The organism is Janibacter sp. A1S7 (assembly GCF_037198315.1).
Lineage (GTDB): Bacteria > Actinomycetota > Actinomycetes > Actinomycetales > Dermatophilaceae > Janibacter > Janibacter alittae.
The window spans coordinates 791,665-807,195 of the sequence record NZ_CP144913.1 but is presented as its reverse complement, the minus strand read 5'-3'; the positions used below and the strand labels follow the sequence as shown (position 1 = coordinate 807,195).

The following is a 15,531-nucleotide window of genomic DNA, read 5'->3' as shown; positions in this document are numbered from 1 at the left end:
CGCCATGCGCGTACTCGTCACCGGCGGAGCCGGATACATCGGCTCGCACACCGTCGTCCAGCTCGTCGACGCGGGGCACGAGCCCGTCGTCGTCGACAGCTACGTCAACTCCAGCCCGAAGGTCATCGCCCGGCTCGAGGAGTTGACCGGCACGAGCATCGAGACGCACTCCTTCGACGTGCGTGACGTCGACAAGACCTCGGCACTCTTCGCCGAGGGGGACTTCGACGCGGTGATCCACTTCGCCGGGTTGAAGGCGGTCGGCGAGTCCTCCCAGATCCCGCTGGAGTACTACGACAACAACCTCGGGACGACGTTCTCGCTGCTGCGCGCCATGGAACGCCACGACGTCAACGTCCTGGTCTTCTCCTCGTCGGCCACGGTCTACGGCGAGACGACGACCATCCCGATGCACGAGGGACTGCCCACCGCCTCGACCAATCCCTACGGGTGGACGAAGGTGATGCAGGAGCAGATCCTCACCGACGCCGCCCATGCCCACCCCGGCATGCAGGTGGCGCTGCTGCGCTACTTCAACCCCGTCGGCGCCCACCCCACCGGAACGATCGGCGAGGACCCGCTCGGCATCCCCAACAACCTGATGCCCTTCATCGCCCAGGTCGCCGTGGGCCGGCGCGAGCGCCTGCAGGTCTTCGGCGACGACTACGACACGCCCGACGGCACCCCCCTTCGCGACTACATCCACGTCGAGGACCTCGCCGCCGGCCACGTCGCCGCTCTGCGCCACCTGCGTGAGCACCCCGAGGTCGACGTCCGCTCGTGGAACCTCGGCACCGGTCAGGGCACATCCGTGCTCGACATGGTCAGGGCCTTCGAGACGGCCAGCGGACGGCCGGTCCCCTACGACGTCGCCGACCGGCGCGCCGGCGATCTGGCCCAGTGCTACGCCGACCCCTCCCGCGCCGAGGCCGAGCTCGGCTGGCGCGCCGAACGCACCATCGAGCAGATGTGCGCCGACACCTGGCGGTGGCAGTCGACGAACCCGCGGGGGTACGACACGGTCGAGTGAGCACAGGACCGCCCCCTGCGCGGTCCTGTTCCCGATCGGTGTGGGGTGGTGCTCAGCGTGCGTAGGAGTAGCGGGTCTGGCGAGCGCGCGCCCGCAGACCCTTCATGCCCTTCGTGCGCAGGATCCTGATCGTCTGCCCCAGCGAGGTGTCGTTGGGCAGCGACAGGCGGATGATCTCGCTCCACGCCGAGCCGACCTGCTTGTGCAGCGGACCGGTGACGTACTCCAGTCCGTACTTGTCGAAGAGCGCCTCGATCTTCGGGGCGATCTCCGGGTAGCGGCGGCTGGGCATGTCGGGGAAGAGGTGGTGCTCGATCTGGTAGCTGAGGTGACCGGTCGCGATGTGCATCGCCGTCGAGCCGGTGATGTTCGCCGAGCCGAGCATCTGGCGCAGGTACCACTCGCCGCGGGTCTCCCCGTCGATCGAGTGCTTGGTGAAGGTCTTCACCCCGGCCGGGAAGTGGCCGCACATGATCACCGAGTGCGTCCAGTAGTTGCGCACGAGGTTGGCGACGACGTTCGCGCCGAGGGTCGAGAGGGCATTGGGCCCGGCCAGCAGCGGGAAGAGCAGGTAGTCCTTGCCGGCCTGCTTCTTGATCTTGTTGACGACCTTCTTCGCCTCGGCGACCCACTCCGGGTTCTCGTGGCGGGTCGCCCAGTTCTTGCCCAGCTCGAGGTCGTAGGCGGCGATGCCGTACTCGAAGAGGGTCGCGTTGATGAACTGGGTCACCGGCTGGACGAGGTAGCCCGGGAACCACTTCTGGGCGTCGTCGACGCGCATGATCCCGTACCCCAGGTCGTTGTCGTGGCCGACGACGTTGGTGTAGGTGTGGTGCACCTTGTTGTGGCTGTTCTTCCAGTGGTCCGCCGGGGTGACGTTGTCCCACTCCCACGTCGAGGAGTGGATCCGCGGGTCACGCATCCAGTCCCACTGGCCGTGGATGATGTTGTGCCCGACCTCCATGTTGTCCAGGATCTTCGACGCGCTGAGCGCGGCGGTGCCGGCCACCCAGGCGATCGGGTTGCCCGAGAAGAACAGGGCCGCGCGGCCGCCGATCTCGAGGTAGCGCTGGGCCGCGATCACCCGGCGGATGTACTGGGCGTCCTTCTCCCCCAACGAGTCCATCGTCTCGGTGCGGATCTCGTCGAGCTCGCGGCCGAGCTGCTCGATCTGCTGCGGGGTCAGGTGCTCGATCGGGGACGGCGTCATCGTGACGTCGGTGTGGATGATCTCCGACGAACCACCGGTGATCCGGGCGTCGGTCGTGCGGGCAGTGGTGCGCTCGAGGGTCGCAGTCATCACTTCTCCTGGGTCTCGATGGTGCAGGTACCGGCGACGGCCGAGATGCAGGTCTGCACCTTCACGGGCGGGTCGTCCGGGGTGGTCGTGGTCAGGTCGCCGTTGCGCAGGTCGCGCACGGCCCCGTCGGTCATGGGCAGGACGCAGCCGAAGCAGATGCCCATCCGGCAGCCGCTCGGCATGAGGACGCCGGCGTCCTCCGCCGCGTCGAGGATCGTGGTGCCGCCGTCGAGCTCGAGGGCCTTCTGGTCCTCGCCCGTACGCAGGGTGGCGGTGCCCCCTTCGCCGACCTCGATGATCGCCGGACGGAAGCGCTCCACGTGGAGCATCTCGCTGCGACCGTGCGCCGCGTAGTGCTCCTCGAAGGCGTCGAGCATCGGGGTGGGCCCGCAGATCCAGGTCTCGCGCTCGCGCCAGTCGGGCACGTGCTCGTCGAGCAGGTCGGGGGTGAACATCCCCTCGTCGTCGGTGTGGCGCACCATCACCTGCACGCCGGGAGCCGGGTTGGCCAGCTCGCGGGCGAAGATCACGTCGTCGGCCGTCGGCGCGGAGTGCGCGTGGACGACGTCCAGCCCGTCGAAGTCGTGGTTGCGCAGCATCCCCATGACGGGGGTGATGCCCGACCCCCCGGTGAGGAAGAGGACCTTGGCCGGCACCGACTGCGGCAGCATGAAGTCACCGGTCGCCTGGTCCAGCTGGACCAGCGTGCCCGGGCGGGTGTGGTGGACGAGGTGGCGCGAGACGACACCGTCGGGCATCGCCTTGACGGTGATCGAGATCAGTCCGTCGCGGGCGCTCGTGTCGGAGGTCAGCGAGTAGGCCCGCCAGCAGCGCACCCCGTCGACGTCGACACCCAGGCGGATGTACTGCCCGGGCGCGTGGCCCTGCCAGTCCCTGCCGGGGCGGATGGTGATGGTGGCGGCGTCCGCGGTCTCCGGGGTGACCGCGACGATGCGGCCCCGCAGGTCGGCACCGGAGCGAAGGGGGGCGAAGAGATCGAGGTAGTCCTCGGGGATGACCGGCGTGGCCAAGCCACGCGCAAAGCGCGCCGCGGTGTCGCGGGCTCGGGTGAGAGTTGTGGTCATGTCTCCATCCTCCCGGCTCAACTACCCACGCCTGCTGTCCTGTGCGGGTAGGATTTGATCGAGCCAATTGTTCACTGGAGACAAGCGGGGTGCTGTGATGACGGACGACGACCCTTCGCAAGAGCCTCAGCAGTTACGAAAGGGCGGCGCCCTCGACGAGGCGACCGTCACCGCCCTTCGCCAGCACCTGCCACGGGTGGCCAAGCTCGTCGTCGCCGAGATCATGCGCGAGGTGCCGGCCTACGACGTGCCCTTCCAGGGGCGGATGGGGCGCATCATCGAGAAGGCGGTGCAGGTCTCCCTGGAGAGCTTCGTCTCGCTGGCGTCGCAGTCGGCGCCGCGCTCGGGCACCAAGGTCGGCGTCGGCGTCGCCGCCGCCCGTGACCTCGGCCAGGCCGAGGCGCGCACCGGGCGCCCCATCGAGGCCCTCCTGTCCGCCTACCGCGTGGGCGCCGGCGCCGCGTGGCGCGAGCTGTCCGTCGAAGCCGTGGCGGCCGGGGTGGACGCGGCGACGCTGGGTCGCTTCGCCGAGCTGGTCTTCAGCTACATCGACGAGCTGTCCGCCGCCTCCGTCGCCGGGCACCACAGCCAGACCACGAGCGCCGAGCGCGCCCGCATCGTCCACCTCGACCGCCTGACCCGCACCCTGCTCACCGGCGCGGGCGGGGCCGAGCTCGACGCGGCAGCGGCCGCGGCCATGTGGGCGCCCCCACGCACGCTCACCGCCGTCCTCGTGCCCGAGGGGCGACTGGCCACCACCGCCGCCGTCCTCGACCCCAGGACGCTCACTCTCTCCGAGGACCTCCCCCAGCGCGAGGAGTACCCCGTGACCGGCCACGCGGCGCTGCTCGTCCCCGACGCCGGGGGACGCGCTCGCGCGCACCTGAACGAGGTCCTCGACGGGCGCCCGGCCGTGATCGGGCCCGCCCGTCCGTGGCAGCTCGCCGGTCAGTCCTACGACCGGGCCACCCGGGCCTTGCCGCTGGCCGCCACCGGCGTCCCCCTCGACACCGACGAGGTGCTGCCCGAGCTCGTCCTGCACGCCGATCCCGCGGCGCTGGCCGACCTGCGCGAGACGGCTCTGGCCCCCTTCGCCGAGGTGGCCGAAGGAGCCGCCGACCGACTCGCCGAGACGCTGCGCGCGTGGCTGCTGCTGCAGGGCCGGCGCGAGCTCGTCGCCGAGGCGCTGCACGTGCACCCGCAGACCGTGCGCTACCGGATGAACCAGGTCCGCGACCTCTACGGCGAGCGGCTGGCCGATCCGGACGAGGTGCTGGCGATCATCCTCGCGCTCGGACGCTCGGAGGATCGCTGACCGTACAGCCGGTGTCGAGCACGCGCTTGAGGCAGGCACGATGCGCTGCCGTGCGGGATCACCCGCAGTGGGATGGACACGCTCTCGCCCGAGAGCTGCGTGACGGCATGATCGAGCACGCCGACGTCGTTGTGCCCCAGCGAGGCTGACTGCCATGGACGACAGTCTGGCCCGGTGCCCGCGTGCGGGTCGTGGTTCCGGCAGCGGTGGACATCATGGGCACCTCGTCCGACACTGGGACGGAGGCGCTCCTTGGTGAGATCCCCGGGGGCGCCTCGCCACGCAGCGACCCCCTCGCACTGATCCCGGACCGGATGAGCCGACCGGGCCCCGGACCGCGCGGACCGCTGATCGACCACCGCCGGATCGGGTACCGCCTCATCTGAGCCACCGCTCGACGGACTCGGCGACGGCCGGCCCGTCGGTGAAGGAGTGCGTCCCGGGCGCCTCGTCGACGCGCACGCGCTCACCGTCGATCCGAACGCCCTCGCCGGCCAGCGCCCGACGCACGTGGCCGGGGCCGCCGAAGGGGTCGCGCGCGCCCTGCACGACGTGCACCGGCAGCCCCGCCCGCACCGGAAGGAGAAGTTCACCGATTCGGGACTTCCCTGCGCCTGACGAGGACTTGCCGGCCGGCACCAGGGGGAAGGACAGGCACAGCACGGCATCCGCCCCGAGCTCGTCCGCGAGCCGGCAGGCCACCCGGGCGCCGGCGCTGCGTCCGCCCATGACCAGCCGTCCGGGCAGCTCGCCGCGCACGGCCGCGACGATCTCGCGCCAGGCGGCGTCGAGCTTCGGGGGCATCGGTGCGACCCTCCGGCCGGCCACCCGCCACGGCATCTCGACGAGTGCGACGGTCCAGCCCACGGGCGGCAGCGCCGCGGTGATCGCGGTCAGGTCCGTGGCCCCGATCCCGCCACCGGCGCCGTGGGTGAGGAGCAGGCAGCCGGAGGGGTCCCCCTTCGCCTCGTGGAGGTGGACCCGGGCCGGGCCCTGGGCGGTCGCCACCTCAGTCACCGTGGATCTCCCCCGTCTCGGGGTCGACGACGCCGACCAGCTCGTCCTGCGGCAGCGGCTGGAGCAGCCCGGGGCCGTTGTTGCGTGTGGCGTTGACCGCCGTCGAGATCGGGTACGCCGCGAAGCGCCCCGGCTGCTGGAACCGGAGCATCCCCGCCACGGCCTGCGGATCGGTCAGGTCGGGGTCGAGCCAGCGCTCGTGGTCACCGCGCTCGAGAACCAGTGGCTGTCGGTCGTGGATACGGTCCATGCCCGGGTCGGCGGCGGTGGTGATGATCGTGAAGCTGACCAGCCACGCCGCCGGGTCGTCGTCGGCCACCGTGCGGTCCCGCCAGAACTCGTACAGGCCCGCGAAGGTCAGCAGGTCCCCGTCGCCCCGGTGGATGAAGAAGGGCTGCTTGCGCGGCTTGCCCTTGGCATCGGTCGCGACCGGCGAGACCTGCCACTCGTACCACCCGGCCGCCGGCACGAGGCAGCGCCGCACGGCGGCCGCCCGGGCGAAGGAGGACTTCTCCAGCACGGACTCCGCGCGGGCATTGGTCATCCGCAGCCCCACCCTGGTCTCCTTCGCCCAGGACGGCACGAGGCCCCAGGTCAACAACCGCAGCTGGCGAAGGGGGCCAGTCGGCTCGTCCTTCGGCGCGCGGGTGAGGATGACCGGTGCCTGCTTCGTCGGTGCCATGTTGTGGTCCGGGGTGGCCGGTGGCGGGTCCTGCGGCGACTTCAGCAGCGAACGGGTGGTCTCGCCGGTGACGTCGGCGTCGATCTCGAACTCCTCGACGAGGTCACCCGGGTCGGCCGTGGCCGCATATCGTCCGCACACGCTCCCAGCGTAGGACTCACCCCAGCAGGAGGGCACCACCCAGACCGACGAGCGCGACCCAGGCGGTGGCGACGGCCGCGAGGACGACCGGCCGGGACCCCGCCTTGCGCAGGTCGGCGAAGCGCACCCCGCACCCCAGGGCGAACATCGCCGCGGCGAGCAGCAGGGTCTGGACCATCGCGGCCACGTCCGTCACCCCCTCCGGCAGTGGCAGCCAGGTGCCGATGAGCACCATCGCGATGAAACCGATGACGAAGGGCGGCACCAGGGGCGGCTGCGAACCGCCCGTCCCGGTGGCCCGGGCCCGCTGCTGCCAGCCGATGAAGGCCATGACCGGCGCGAGCATGAGGACGCGGGCGAGCTTGACCACGACGGCGATGCTCAGCGCGGCGCCGCTGACGATGCCACCCGCGGCCACGACCTGGGCCACCTCGTGGATGGATGCGCCCGCCCACAGGCCGGCCGCCTCGTCACCGAGGCCGAGCCCGAGGACGGCCAGGGGGATGATGCCGATCATCGCGGTACCGAAGACGACGACGAGCGCGATACCGGTGGCGACCTCCTCGTCCTCGGAGTCGACCACGTCCTTGGCCGCCGCGACGGCCGCGGCCCCACAGATGGAGAAGCCGCACGCGATCAGCATCCGCTGCGACCAGCTCAGCCCGAGCAGTCGGCCGACGGCGAGCGTGACGGCGATGCCGCTGGTGACCACGAGCAGCACCAGCGCGACCGTCCCGACGCCGAGTGCGGCGATCCCGCGCAGTGACAGCTGCAGCCCCAGCAACACGATCCCCGCACGCAGCAGGGTGCGTCCGGACACGTCCAGACCCGGGCGAAGGGGGGCGGGCAGCGGCCGGATCGCCGCGAGGGCGACTCCGAGCAGGATGGCGACGAGCAGGGGGGACAGCACGGGGTGGATGCGTCCGACGAGGGTGGACACGACCGCCGCGGCGAGGCAGAGGGCGAGTCCGGGCAGGACCGATGACGGCACGGTGGTGCGCACGGTCGATGTGGTGGAAGTGCTCATGACCCCCACGGTGCCGTGGTCGGAGCGCGCCGGGTAGCCCATCATCCGGCATGGAGGGATATCCTCGGGATATGACCTCGTGGCCGGAGTTGTCCGCCGTCGAGCTCTTCGTCGCGGTGGCGGACCACGGCAGCCTCGGCGCGGGAGCCCGCGCCGTCGGCATGGCCCAACCCAACGCGAGCCGCGCCCTCTCCCGCCTGGAGCGCGGCCTCGGCATCACCCTGATCACCCGGTCCACCACCGGGTCGAAGCTGACCGCCGAGGGGATGCTGGCCCTCGAGTGGGCCCGCGCCGTCGTGGACTCGGCCCGTGCGCTGGTGGAGGGCACGGCCGGCCTGACCGCCCCCGGCGGGCCGGTGCTCATGGTCTCCGCCAGCCAGACCGTCGCCGAGCACGTCCTGCCCCGCTGGCTCGCCGAGCTCAACCGGCGCCGACCCGGCGTCGCCCTGGACCTCCGGGTGGCCAACACCGCAGCGGTCATCGACGACGTGCGCAGCGGGTCGGCCTCCGTCGGCTTCATCGAGAGCCCGGAGGCCCCGCGGGACCTGCACTCCCAGGTCGTGGCGACCGACGAGCTCGTCCTCGTCGTCGCCCCCGGACACCCCCTGGCCGAGCACGCGGGCGCGTTGTCCACAAAGGCGCTGCGCTCCCTTCCGCTGATCACGCGGGAGACCGGGTCCGGCACCCGGGTCACCCTCGAGGAGGCACTGGGCGCCCCGGCCCGCACCGCCCAGGTGCTCCCGAGCACCGCCGCAGTGCGCCTGGCCGTGCAGGCCGGCACGGGTCAGGCCGTCCTCAGCCGGCTCGCCGTCGACGACGCGCTCCAGGCCGGGACGCTGCTGGCGGTGCCGCTCGACCTCGACCTGAGCCGGCACCTGCGTGCCGTGTGGGCGGGCCCGACCCGGCTCAGCGGTCTGGGCGCGGAACTCGTCGACGCCGCGACCACCATGCACTGATCACCAGCTGGGTCGGCAGGAGGCGATCGGACCGCCGGAGGACATACGGTAGGAGGAGAACCGGTGCGTCGGAAACCGACCGGCCACCCTGCGACGACAAGGAGAACCGCACCATGATCGTTCGTCGAATCGCCCGTCCCCTGCTCTCGAGCATCTTCATCTTCGGCGGCTACAACGCCGTTCGCTACGCCGCCGCCCACAAGCCCGCCGCGGACCCGGTGACCACCAAGCTCGCCTCCGTGCTCGGGCTGCCCGAGGACACCGAGCTGCTCGTGCGCGTCAACGGCGCGGCCATGGTCGGTGGCGGTGCCCTGCTGGCGACCGGCAAGGCGCCCCGACTGGCCTCGCTGGTGCTGCTCGCGTCCACCGTGCCGACGACCGCGACCCACCAGTGGTGGAACGAGTCCGACCCGCAGAAGAAGCAGGGCGAGCAGGTCCAGTTCTTCAAGAACCTCTCCCTCCTCGGCGGTCTGCTCCTGGCCGCTGCCGACACCGCGGGCAAGCCCGGCGTGACCTACCGCGCCAAGCAGGCCACGAGCAACGCCCGCCGCGAGGCGAAGATGGCGGCCCTCCAGGCGAAGAACGCGGTGCACTGACCCGCATGACCAGTCCAGATTGGCATCCCCCGGCAGTGTCCGGTCCGCTCGATGCGACCGTGACGCTGCCGGGGAGCAAGTCCCTGACCAACCGGTACCTCGTCCTGGCCGCTCTGGCGAGCGGGACGTCGCGGCTGCGCCGCCCCCTTCGCTCCCGGGACACCGAGCTGATGGCCCAGGCGCTGCGCCAGCTCGGCGCGGGCGTCGACGACGCCACCTCCTCCGCGAACGCGCTGACCTCCCCCGACTGGCTGGTCACCCCTGCCACCCTGCGTGGTGGCCGCGCGATCGACTGCGGTCTCGCCGGGACCGTGATGCGCTTCCTGCCTCCCGTGGCGGCCCTCGCCGGTGGCCCGGTGACCTTCGACGGCGACGAGCACGCCCGCGTGCGGCCGATGGCCGCGATCATCGATGCGCTCCGGGACCTCGGGGTCACGATCGACGACGGCGGGTCCGGCACCCTCCCCTTCGTCGTGGAGGGCGCCGGCTCCGTCGACGGGGGCACCGTCGTGGTCGACGCATCGGCCTCGTCGCAGTTCGTCTCCGCCCTGCTGCTGGCCGGCTCCCGCTTCGAGGAGGGGATCACCGTCGTGCACGAGGGCGCGCAGCTGCCCTCGCTCCCCCACATCGAGATGACCGTCGAGACGCTGCGCGACGCCGGCGCCGAGGTCGACGACTGCGAGGCCAACATCTGGCGCGTCGAGCCGGGCGAGCTGCTGCCGCTGGACGTCACGGTCGAGCCGGACCTGTCCAACGCCGCGCCCTTCCTCGCCGCCGCGGTCGTCGCGGGTGGGACGGTCGTCGTGCCGGACTGGCCGCAGCACACCACCCAGGCCGGGGACCGCATCCGCGATGTCCTCGACCAGATGGACGCCGAGGTCCGGCTGGACGCGCGGGCACTGACCGTGATCGGCGACGGACACCCGCAGGGAGTCGACATCGACCTCAGTGCCGCCGCCGAGCTGACGCCGGTCGTCGCGGCCCTCGCGGCCTGCGCGGACGGACCCTCGATCATCCGGGGCGTCGGGCACATCCGCGGCCACGAGACCGACCGGATCGCCGCCCTGTCGCGGGAGCTGGGCGCGCTCGGCGTCGCGGTGACCGAGCGCGATGACGGGCTGCGGATCGACCCGCAACCGCTGCGCCCGGCGACGTTCCACACCTACGCCGACCACCGCATGGTCATGGCCGGCGCGGTCATGTCGATCGCGGCGCCCGGGACCGTCATCGAGGACCCCGGCACCGTGGCGAAGACGGTGCCCGACTTCGTCGGACTCTGGGAGTCCATGATCGGGACGTCGGCCGGCTGATGGGTCGCTCGGCGCGCCAGTGGGACGAGTCCGACGTCCGCGTGCGCCCCAACCGCCGGGGTTCACGACCGCGCACCAAGGAACGCCCCAAGCACGAGGACGCGATCATCGGTCGCGTCACCGCCGTCGACCGGGGACGCTGGACGACCCTCGTACCGGGCGCCCCCGAGCGCGTGGTCACCGCCATGCGTGCCCGCGAGCTCGGCCGCACCCCGATCGTCGTCGGCGACCGGGTCGGCATGGTCGGTGACACGTCCGGGCGGCGCGACACCCTCGCCCGGATCGTGCGCGTCGAGGAGCGTCAGACCGTCCTGCGCCGCACCGCCGACGACACCGACCCGGTCGAGCGGGTCATCGTCGCCAACGCCGACCAGCTCGTCGTCGTCGCGGCGCTGGCCGACCCCGAGCCGCGGCCGCGCCTGATCGACCGGTGCCTCGTCGCCGCGTACGACGCCGGCATGGACCCGCTGCTCGTGCTGACGAAGGCCGACCTCGCGTCGGCGGACGACTTCCTGGCGCAGTACGCGCCACTGGACGTGCCGCACGTCGTCACCTCGATGCAGGACGGCGCCGAGCCCACTGACCTGCTCGAGCTGCGCGAGCGCCTGACCGGACGGGTCTCCGTCCTCGTCGGGCACTCCGGCGTCGGCAAGTCCACGCTCGTCAACGCACTCGTGCCGGCGGCCCACCGGGCCACTGGCCACGTCAACGACGTCACCGGCCGCGGCCGCCACACCTCCACCAGTGCCCTCGCCCTGCGTCTGCCACCCCTGGATCCGAATCTGCTGGGGCAGTTGCCCGACGGGGACCCGGACCAGTCGCACGAGCCTCAGCAGTTGCGTGCAGACCCGGACGCGGCCGGGTGGATCATCGACACGCCCGGCATCCGCTCCTTCGGGCTCGCGCACGTCGAGGCGGACACGATCATCCGTCACTTCCCTGAGCTCTGGGCGGGCGCCGACGCCCGCTGTCCGCGCGGATGCAGCCACGACGAGGACGACTGCGCGCTCGATGCCTGGGTGCGGGAGGGCCACGCCGGGCCGGGCGGGGAGCAGCGGCTGGACTCCCTTCGCCGGCTGCTGCGAGCGCGCTCCGGCGAGGACTCCTGATCGGCTGCACCGCGACACGATCCACGCATGGGCGGCCTGCTCGGGTACGTTGACGAGATGCCCGCGAGCCCGTACGCCGACGACCTCCAACTGGCCCACGTCCTCGCCGACCGGGTCGAGCAGATCACGATGGCCCGGTTCCGGGCCGATGACCTCGTCGTCGAGTCCAAGCCGGACCTGACCCCGGTCAGCGACGCGGATCGAGCCTGCGAGGAGACCATCCGCTCCCAGCTCTCGCGCTCCCGCGGCCGGGATGCGGTCGTCGGCGAGGAGTTCGGCACCACCGGATCCGGCGACCGCCGCTGGATCATCGACCCGATCGACGGGACGAAGAACTACGTCCGCGGCGTCCCCGTCTGGGCCACCCTGATCGGCCTGGTCGATGGGGACGAGTGCGTCATGGGGCTCGTCGCCGCTCCCGCGCTCGGCCGCCGCTGGTGGGCCGCGCAGGGGGCCGGCGCCTGGACCGGGCGGTCGCTCGCGCAGGCCCGCTCCATCTCGGTGTCCCAGGTCTCGCAGATCGGCGACGCATCGCTCTCGTACAGCTCGCTCGAGGGCTGGCGCGAAGGGGGCCGCGGCCGGTCCTTCCTCAACCTCACCTCCGACCTGTGGCGCACACGGGCGTACGGGGACTTCTGGTCCTACATGCTCGTCGCGGAGGGAGCGGTCGACGTGGCTGCCGAGCCCGAGCTCGAGCTGTACGACATGGCGGCCCTCGTCGCGATCGTCGAGGAGGCAGGGGGCCGGTTCACGTCGCTGGACGGCGAGCGTGGGCCCTGGGGCGGCAATGCCGTCGCCAGCAACGGGTTGCTGCACGACGAGGTGCTGCGGCGTCTGGAGCCCGACGCCTGACCCCTCCCGGCGCTGTCGGGGCTCCGGCGCAGTCGGGACCGCGGCACGCGCCGCGGCCCGGTCTCACCCGGATCAGGTGATGTCACCGGCTCCCCACGGTGCCACGCTCGTACCACCCCGGATCGGCCGTGCACGAGAAGCGCTCCCCGGGTGCGTCGGGCGAGTCGAGGTCCGCGCCGTCGAGTGAACAGGGGAAGCACGTGGACGAGCACACCCGGTCATCGCAGGACGACTCGGCCCTCTTCGGCAATCGCTTCGTCACCCGGGAGGTGCCCAACCGGACCTTTCCCGACTCCGGCATGTCGGCCCAGGACGCGATGCGTCTGGTCAGTGAGGACCTCGCGCTGGAGGGCGACCCCGCCCGCAACCTCGCCACCTTCGTCACGACGTGGATGGAACCGGAGGCGCAGCGGATCATCGCCACCAACCTCCACCGGAACTTCATCGACCACGCCGAGTACCCGCGGACCGCGGAGATCGAGCAACGGTGCATCCGGATGCTCGCCGACCTCTTCCATGCGCCGGGCCCGACCACCGGAGCCCGCACCCAGGGCTCCTCGGAGGCGATCATGCTCGGAGCGCTGTCACTGAAGTGGAACTGGCGGCAGCGTCGCGGTCTCGACCGCGACTCGCCGCAGGCGCCCAACCTCGTCTTCGGTGGTGACGTCCACGTCGTGTGGGAGAAGTTCTGTCGCTACTTCGATGTCGAACCACGCATCGTCCCGCTGCGGCCCGGCAAGTACACCATCGGCCCGGAGGACGTGGAGCCCCACCTCGACGAGAACACCATCGGCGTGGCTGCGGTGCTGGGGACGACGTTCACCGGACACAAGGACGACGTCATCGGGATCAACGACCTGCTGGTGCGGGTGAAGACCAAACGCGATCTCGACATCCCCCTGCACGTCGACGCCGCCAGCGGTGGATTCGTGTGGCCCTTCCTCTACCCCGACTCGGCGTGGGACTTCCGACTGGACCAGGTGCGCTCGATCAATGTCTCCGGCCACAAGTTCGGTCTGGTCTACCCGGGGATCGGATGGTTGATCTTCCGTGAGAAGGCCGACCTGGCCCCGGATCTCATTTTCACCGAGAACTACCTCGGCACGACCGACGAGACCTTCACGCTGAACTTCTCCACCGGTTCGGCGATGCTGCTCGCCCAGTACTACAACCTGGTGCGGTACGGCCGCGACGGATACCGGTACGTCATGAGGAACATGCAGACGAATGCGCGAGCACTGACCGAACAGCTCACGGCGATGGGCCGCTTCGAGATCATCGGCGAGGACGAGGAGCAGCTGCCCCTCGTCGCGTTCCGGCTCGCCGAGGACCCCGGCTACGACGAGTTCGACATCGCCTGGCAGCTGTCCGCCGAGCGCGGCTGGATGGTCCCGGCCTACACCCTGCCCCCGGACGCGCACGAGGTGACGATCATGCGAGCCCTCGTCAAGGAGACGATGAGTCGTGAGCACGTCGACACGCTCGCCCGAGACATCGACGAGGCGTGTACCACGCTGGACAAGAAGGGCGGCGCACACGAGTCCGAGCGCCGCAAGATCATGACCGGTCCCGGCCACTGACTGCCCCGACGTGTGGTCAGGACCCGGATGACCGGGTGGTCAGGGCCCAGATGACCGCCACGTCGAGGGCGATGATGATGACCCCCCACAACGGGTAGTACGGCAGCCACATGAAGGCCGCGATGGCACTGAGGCCGGCGATGAGCACGCCGATGGAGCGGGCCACGACGTTCCCGGTGAAGATGCCGATGCCCGACAGCAGCAGCACCACACCCAGGACGAGGTGGATCCACCCCCACGTCGTCACGTCGAACTGGAAGAGCCAGTCGTTCGTCACGACGTAGAGCTCACCGCTGCCGACCGCGACGATGCCGGCGATGATCTGGAAGATCCCGGTGAGGACGAGGATCGTCCCGGCGAAGACGGTCCAACCGGTGGCCCACGCACTCGGTGGGGCAGCGGACGTGCGACCGCCCCGGGATTCTTGTGTCATGTCGCCCGTGTCCTGCATGGCTACCCCCAGGTCTCGTGGTCACCCGTGATGAGTGACCCAATCACCGTAGGGAGGCCCCGCGCCGAGGACATCACTCACGTTGGGTGATGCTCGCCGTGCGCTCGCGTCCGGTCGAGGTCACCCGGCGCACAAGAGGGCCTCTGGGCAACCGACACCCCGAATTTTCCGGCCGTTGCTCGCTGGGAGTCCCTCTCGTGCACGGCGATCACGCCCGGCGACTGCGGATCCATCGTTCCGGGGGCAGGAGATGCTGCCGGGACGCGGTGATCTGCGCCAACCGGGTCTGGGTCTGCCCCCACTGTCCGAAGACCATCGTGTGCGTCAGCCGCGTGGTGAAGTACCCCAGCTGGAGGGCACAGCCGTCCCGCTCCCGGTCGTACTCGTACCCCGACTCACCGGTGTGGTGGGCCCGGCTGTCGAGCTCGACGATCCAGCGCCGGCCGACCAGCAGGTCCACGCGGCCGACTCCGGGGATCTCGACCTGGGCCCGGACCGGGATGTTGCGCAGCTGGAAGTACAGCCGGACCTTGCTCTCCGTCCCCGACTCCGCGGAGGCACTGGCTCGCGTCAGCACGCGGCGGACCGGTCGTGGCACTGCCCCACGGATGACGTCGAGCTGCGACTCGTGCAGCCTGCCCTGTCGCAGCGCGGAGTCAGCGAGGATGCCCACATCGAGTGGGTCGAGACACCGGGCCGCGTGCTCGATGAGCAGGGCCGGGGATGCCACCGGCAGGTCCTCCGGCCACACGCGGTGCCATCCGTGACCGACGTAGGAGTCCGGGACGTCGACCCGCCGTCGACCATGGACGTGGGTACCAGAGCCCGGGGGTATCCACAGTCCGTGGTGCTCGGCTGCCGTGAGGCACGTGGGCCGCAACCCGCGACGGAGAGCCTCGACCACGACGTCGTCCTCGGACCGGGAGGCGAAGAAGCGTCCCGCCCGCCTCAACGTCCCGGCGGCCACCAGTGTGTCGATCGTGCGGCGTGAGTAGCGTTCGCCACGCAGCTGCCTGTAGGTGTAGAGCATCGCCCCAGCCCATCCGCACTCCACCATCCGTTCTGCCGTCCCCACCGATC

16 protein-coding genes are annotated in these 15,531 nt (G+C 71.2%); 9 read left to right on the top strand and 7 right to left on the bottom strand.

From position 1 onward, the window contains the following. Positions 1-4 precede the first annotated feature (4 nt). Positions 5-1,030: a UDP-glucose 4-epimerase GalE gene (gene galE / locus V1351_RS03980; RefSeq protein WP_338750930.1), complete on the top strand. Its 1,026-nt coding sequence runs from the start codon at positions 5-7 to the stop codon at positions 1,028-1,030. Positions 1,031-1,082: 52 nt separating this feature from the next. Here the strand turns inward: galE and V1351_RS03975 are convergent, their stop codons facing one another. After that, positions 1,083-2,330: a fatty acid desaturase family protein gene (locus V1351_RS03975; RefSeq protein WP_338750928.1), complete on the bottom strand. Its 1,248-nt coding sequence runs from the start codon at positions 2,328-2,330 to the stop codon at positions 1,083-1,085. Next, positions 2,330-3,415: a ferredoxin reductase gene (locus V1351_RS03970; protein WP_338750926.1), complete on the bottom strand. Its 1,086-nt coding sequence runs from the start codon at positions 3,413-3,415 to the stop codon at positions 2,330-2,332. Before V1351_RS03970 ends, V1351_RS03975 begins: the two co-directional genes overlap by 1 nt. 97 nt (positions 3,416-3,512) lie before the next feature. Between V1351_RS03970 and V1351_RS03965 the strand changes: the two genes are divergently transcribed. Further along, complete coding sequence (locus V1351_RS03965; RefSeq protein ID WP_338750924.1) at positions 3,513-4,730, top strand: PucR family transcriptional regulator; 1,218 nt, start codon at positions 3,513-3,515, stop codon at positions 4,728-4,730. A 182-nt stretch (positions 4,731-4,912) separates the two neighbouring features. Next, positions 4,913-5,116 (top strand): hypothetical protein, encoded by a 204-nt coding sequence (locus V1351_RS03960; protein WP_338750922.1) that lies wholly within the window; start codon positions 4,913-4,915, stop codon positions 5,114-5,116. Here the strand turns inward: V1351_RS03960 and V1351_RS03955 are convergent. From V1351_RS03955 to V1351_RS03945, 3 genes are read right to left on the bottom strand one after another with little or no spacing between them, the layout of a single operon-like run. Next, complete coding sequence (locus V1351_RS03955; RefSeq protein WP_338750920.1) at positions 5,109-5,747, bottom strand: alpha/beta family hydrolase; 639 nt, start codon at positions 5,745-5,747, stop codon at positions 5,109-5,111. The two genes, V1351_RS03960 and V1351_RS03955, sit on opposite strands and share 8 nt — an antisense overlap. Continuing rightward, positions 5,740-6,570, bottom strand: coding sequence for an SOS response-associated peptidase (locus V1351_RS03950; RefSeq protein WP_338750918.1), 831 nt, complete (start codon positions 6,568-6,570; stop codon positions 5,740-5,742). The genes V1351_RS03955 and V1351_RS03950 overlap by 8 nt, the downstream gene beginning before the upstream one ends. A 16-nt stretch (positions 6,571-6,586) precedes the next feature. Beyond that, on the bottom strand, positions 6,587-7,597 hold the full coding sequence (locus V1351_RS03945) for a YeiH family protein (RefSeq protein ID WP_338750916.1): 1,011 nt from the start codon (positions 7,595-7,597) through the stop codon (positions 6,587-6,589). Positions 7,598-7,668: 71 nt separating this feature from the next. Between V1351_RS03945 and V1351_RS03940 the strand changes: the two genes are divergently transcribed. The 6 genes from V1351_RS03940 to V1351_RS03915 all read left to right on the top strand — a co-directional run bounded on the left by V1351_RS03940 (position 7,669) and on the right by V1351_RS03915 (position 14,000). Beyond that, complete coding sequence (locus tag V1351_RS03940; protein ID WP_338750914.1) at positions 7,669-8,553, top strand: LysR family transcriptional regulator; 885 nt, start codon at positions 7,669-7,671, stop codon at positions 8,551-8,553. Positions 8,554-8,666: 113 nt separating this feature from the next. Then, positions 8,667-9,149 carry a DoxX family protein gene (locus V1351_RS03935; RefSeq protein WP_338750912.1) on the top strand — a complete coding sequence of 161 codons (483 nt, stop codon included), beginning with the start codon at positions 8,667-8,669 and terminating at the stop codon, positions 9,147-9,149. Positions 9,150-9,154: 5 nt separating this feature from the next. After that, positions 9,155-10,459: a 3-phosphoshikimate 1-carboxyvinyltransferase gene (aroA, locus tag V1351_RS03930; RefSeq protein ID WP_338750910.1), complete on the top strand. Its 1,305-nt coding sequence runs from the start codon at positions 9,155-9,157 to the stop codon at positions 10,457-10,459. Then, complete coding sequence (gene rsgA, locus V1351_RS03925; protein WP_338750908.1) at positions 10,459-11,568, top strand: ribosome small subunit-dependent GTPase A; 1,110 nt, start codon at positions 10,459-10,461, stop codon at positions 11,566-11,568. Before aroA ends, rsgA begins: the two co-directional genes overlap by 1 nt. Before the next feature lie 27 nt (positions 11,569-11,595). Continuing rightward, entirely contained in the window at positions 11,596-12,420 is an 825-nt protein-coding gene (gene hisN, locus V1351_RS03920; RefSeq protein WP_338750906.1) for a histidinol-phosphatase, read from the top strand. 200 nt (positions 12,421-12,620) lie between these two features. Then, positions 12,621-14,000 (top strand): glutamate decarboxylase, encoded by a 1,380-nt coding sequence (locus V1351_RS03915; protein ID WP_338750904.1) that lies wholly within the window; start codon positions 12,621-12,623, stop codon positions 13,998-14,000. Positions 14,001-14,016: 16 nt separating this feature from the next. Here the strand turns inward: V1351_RS03915 and V1351_RS03910 are convergent, their stop codons facing one another. Next, entirely contained in the window at positions 14,017-14,433 is a 417-nt protein-coding gene (locus V1351_RS03910) for a DUF7144 family membrane protein (protein WP_338750902.1), read from the bottom strand. A gap of 226 nt (positions 14,434-14,659) precedes the next feature. After that, positions 14,660-15,481 (bottom strand): hypothetical protein, encoded by an 822-nt coding sequence (locus V1351_RS03905; RefSeq protein ID WP_338750900.1) that lies wholly within the window; start codon positions 15,479-15,481, stop codon positions 14,660-14,662. Positions 15,482-15,531 lie beyond the last annotated feature (50 nt).

What these genes read in the sequence shown, in the direction of transcription:
- V1351_RS03940 (WP_338750914.1), top strand. Translation starts at nt 7,669, where the DNA reads ATGACCTCGTGGCCGGAGTTGTCCGCCGTCGAGCTCTTCGTCGCGGTG.
- V1351_RS03965 (WP_338750924.1), top strand. Translation starts at nt 3,513, where the DNA reads ATGACGGACGACGACCCTTCGCAAGAGCCTCAGCAGTTACGAAAGGGC.
- hisN (WP_338750906.1), top strand. Translation starts at nt 11,596, where the DNA reads ATGGGCGGCCTGCTCGGGTACGTTGACGAGATGCCCGCGAGCCCGTAC.
- rsgA (WP_338750908.1), top strand. Translation starts at nt 10,459, where the DNA reads ATGGGTCGCTCGGCGCGCCAGTGGGACGAGTCCGACGTCCGCGTGCGC.
- galE (WP_338750930.1), top strand. Translation starts at nt 5, where the DNA reads ATGCGCGTACTCGTCACCGGCGGAGCCGGATACATCGGCTCGCACACC.
- V1351_RS03945 (WP_338750916.1), bottom strand. Translation starts at nt 7,597, where the DNA reads ATGAGCACTTCCACCACATCGACCGTGCGCACCACCGTGCCGTCATCG.
- V1351_RS03975 (WP_338750928.1), bottom strand. Translation starts at nt 2,330, where the DNA reads ATGACTGCGACCCTCGAGCGCACCACTGCCCGCACGACCGACGCCCGG.
- V1351_RS03970 (WP_338750926.1), bottom strand. Translation starts at nt 3,415, where the DNA reads ATGACCACAACTCTCACCCGAGCCCGCGACACCGCGGCGCGCTTTGCG.
- V1351_RS03910 (WP_338750902.1), bottom strand. Translation starts at nt 14,433, where the DNA reads ATGACACAAGAATCCCGGGGCGGTCGCACGTCCGCTGCCCCACCGAGT.
- aroA (WP_338750910.1), top strand. Translation starts at nt 9,155, where the DNA reads ATGACCAGTCCAGATTGGCATCCCCCGGCAGTGTCCGGTCCGCTCGAT.
- V1351_RS03905 (WP_338750900.1), bottom strand. Translation starts at nt 15,481, where the DNA reads ATGCTCTACACCTACAGGCAGCTGCGTGGCGAACGCTACTCACGCCGC.
- V1351_RS03935 (WP_338750912.1), top strand. Translation starts at nt 8,667, where the DNA reads ATGATCGTTCGTCGAATCGCCCGTCCCCTGCTCTCGAGCATCTTCATC.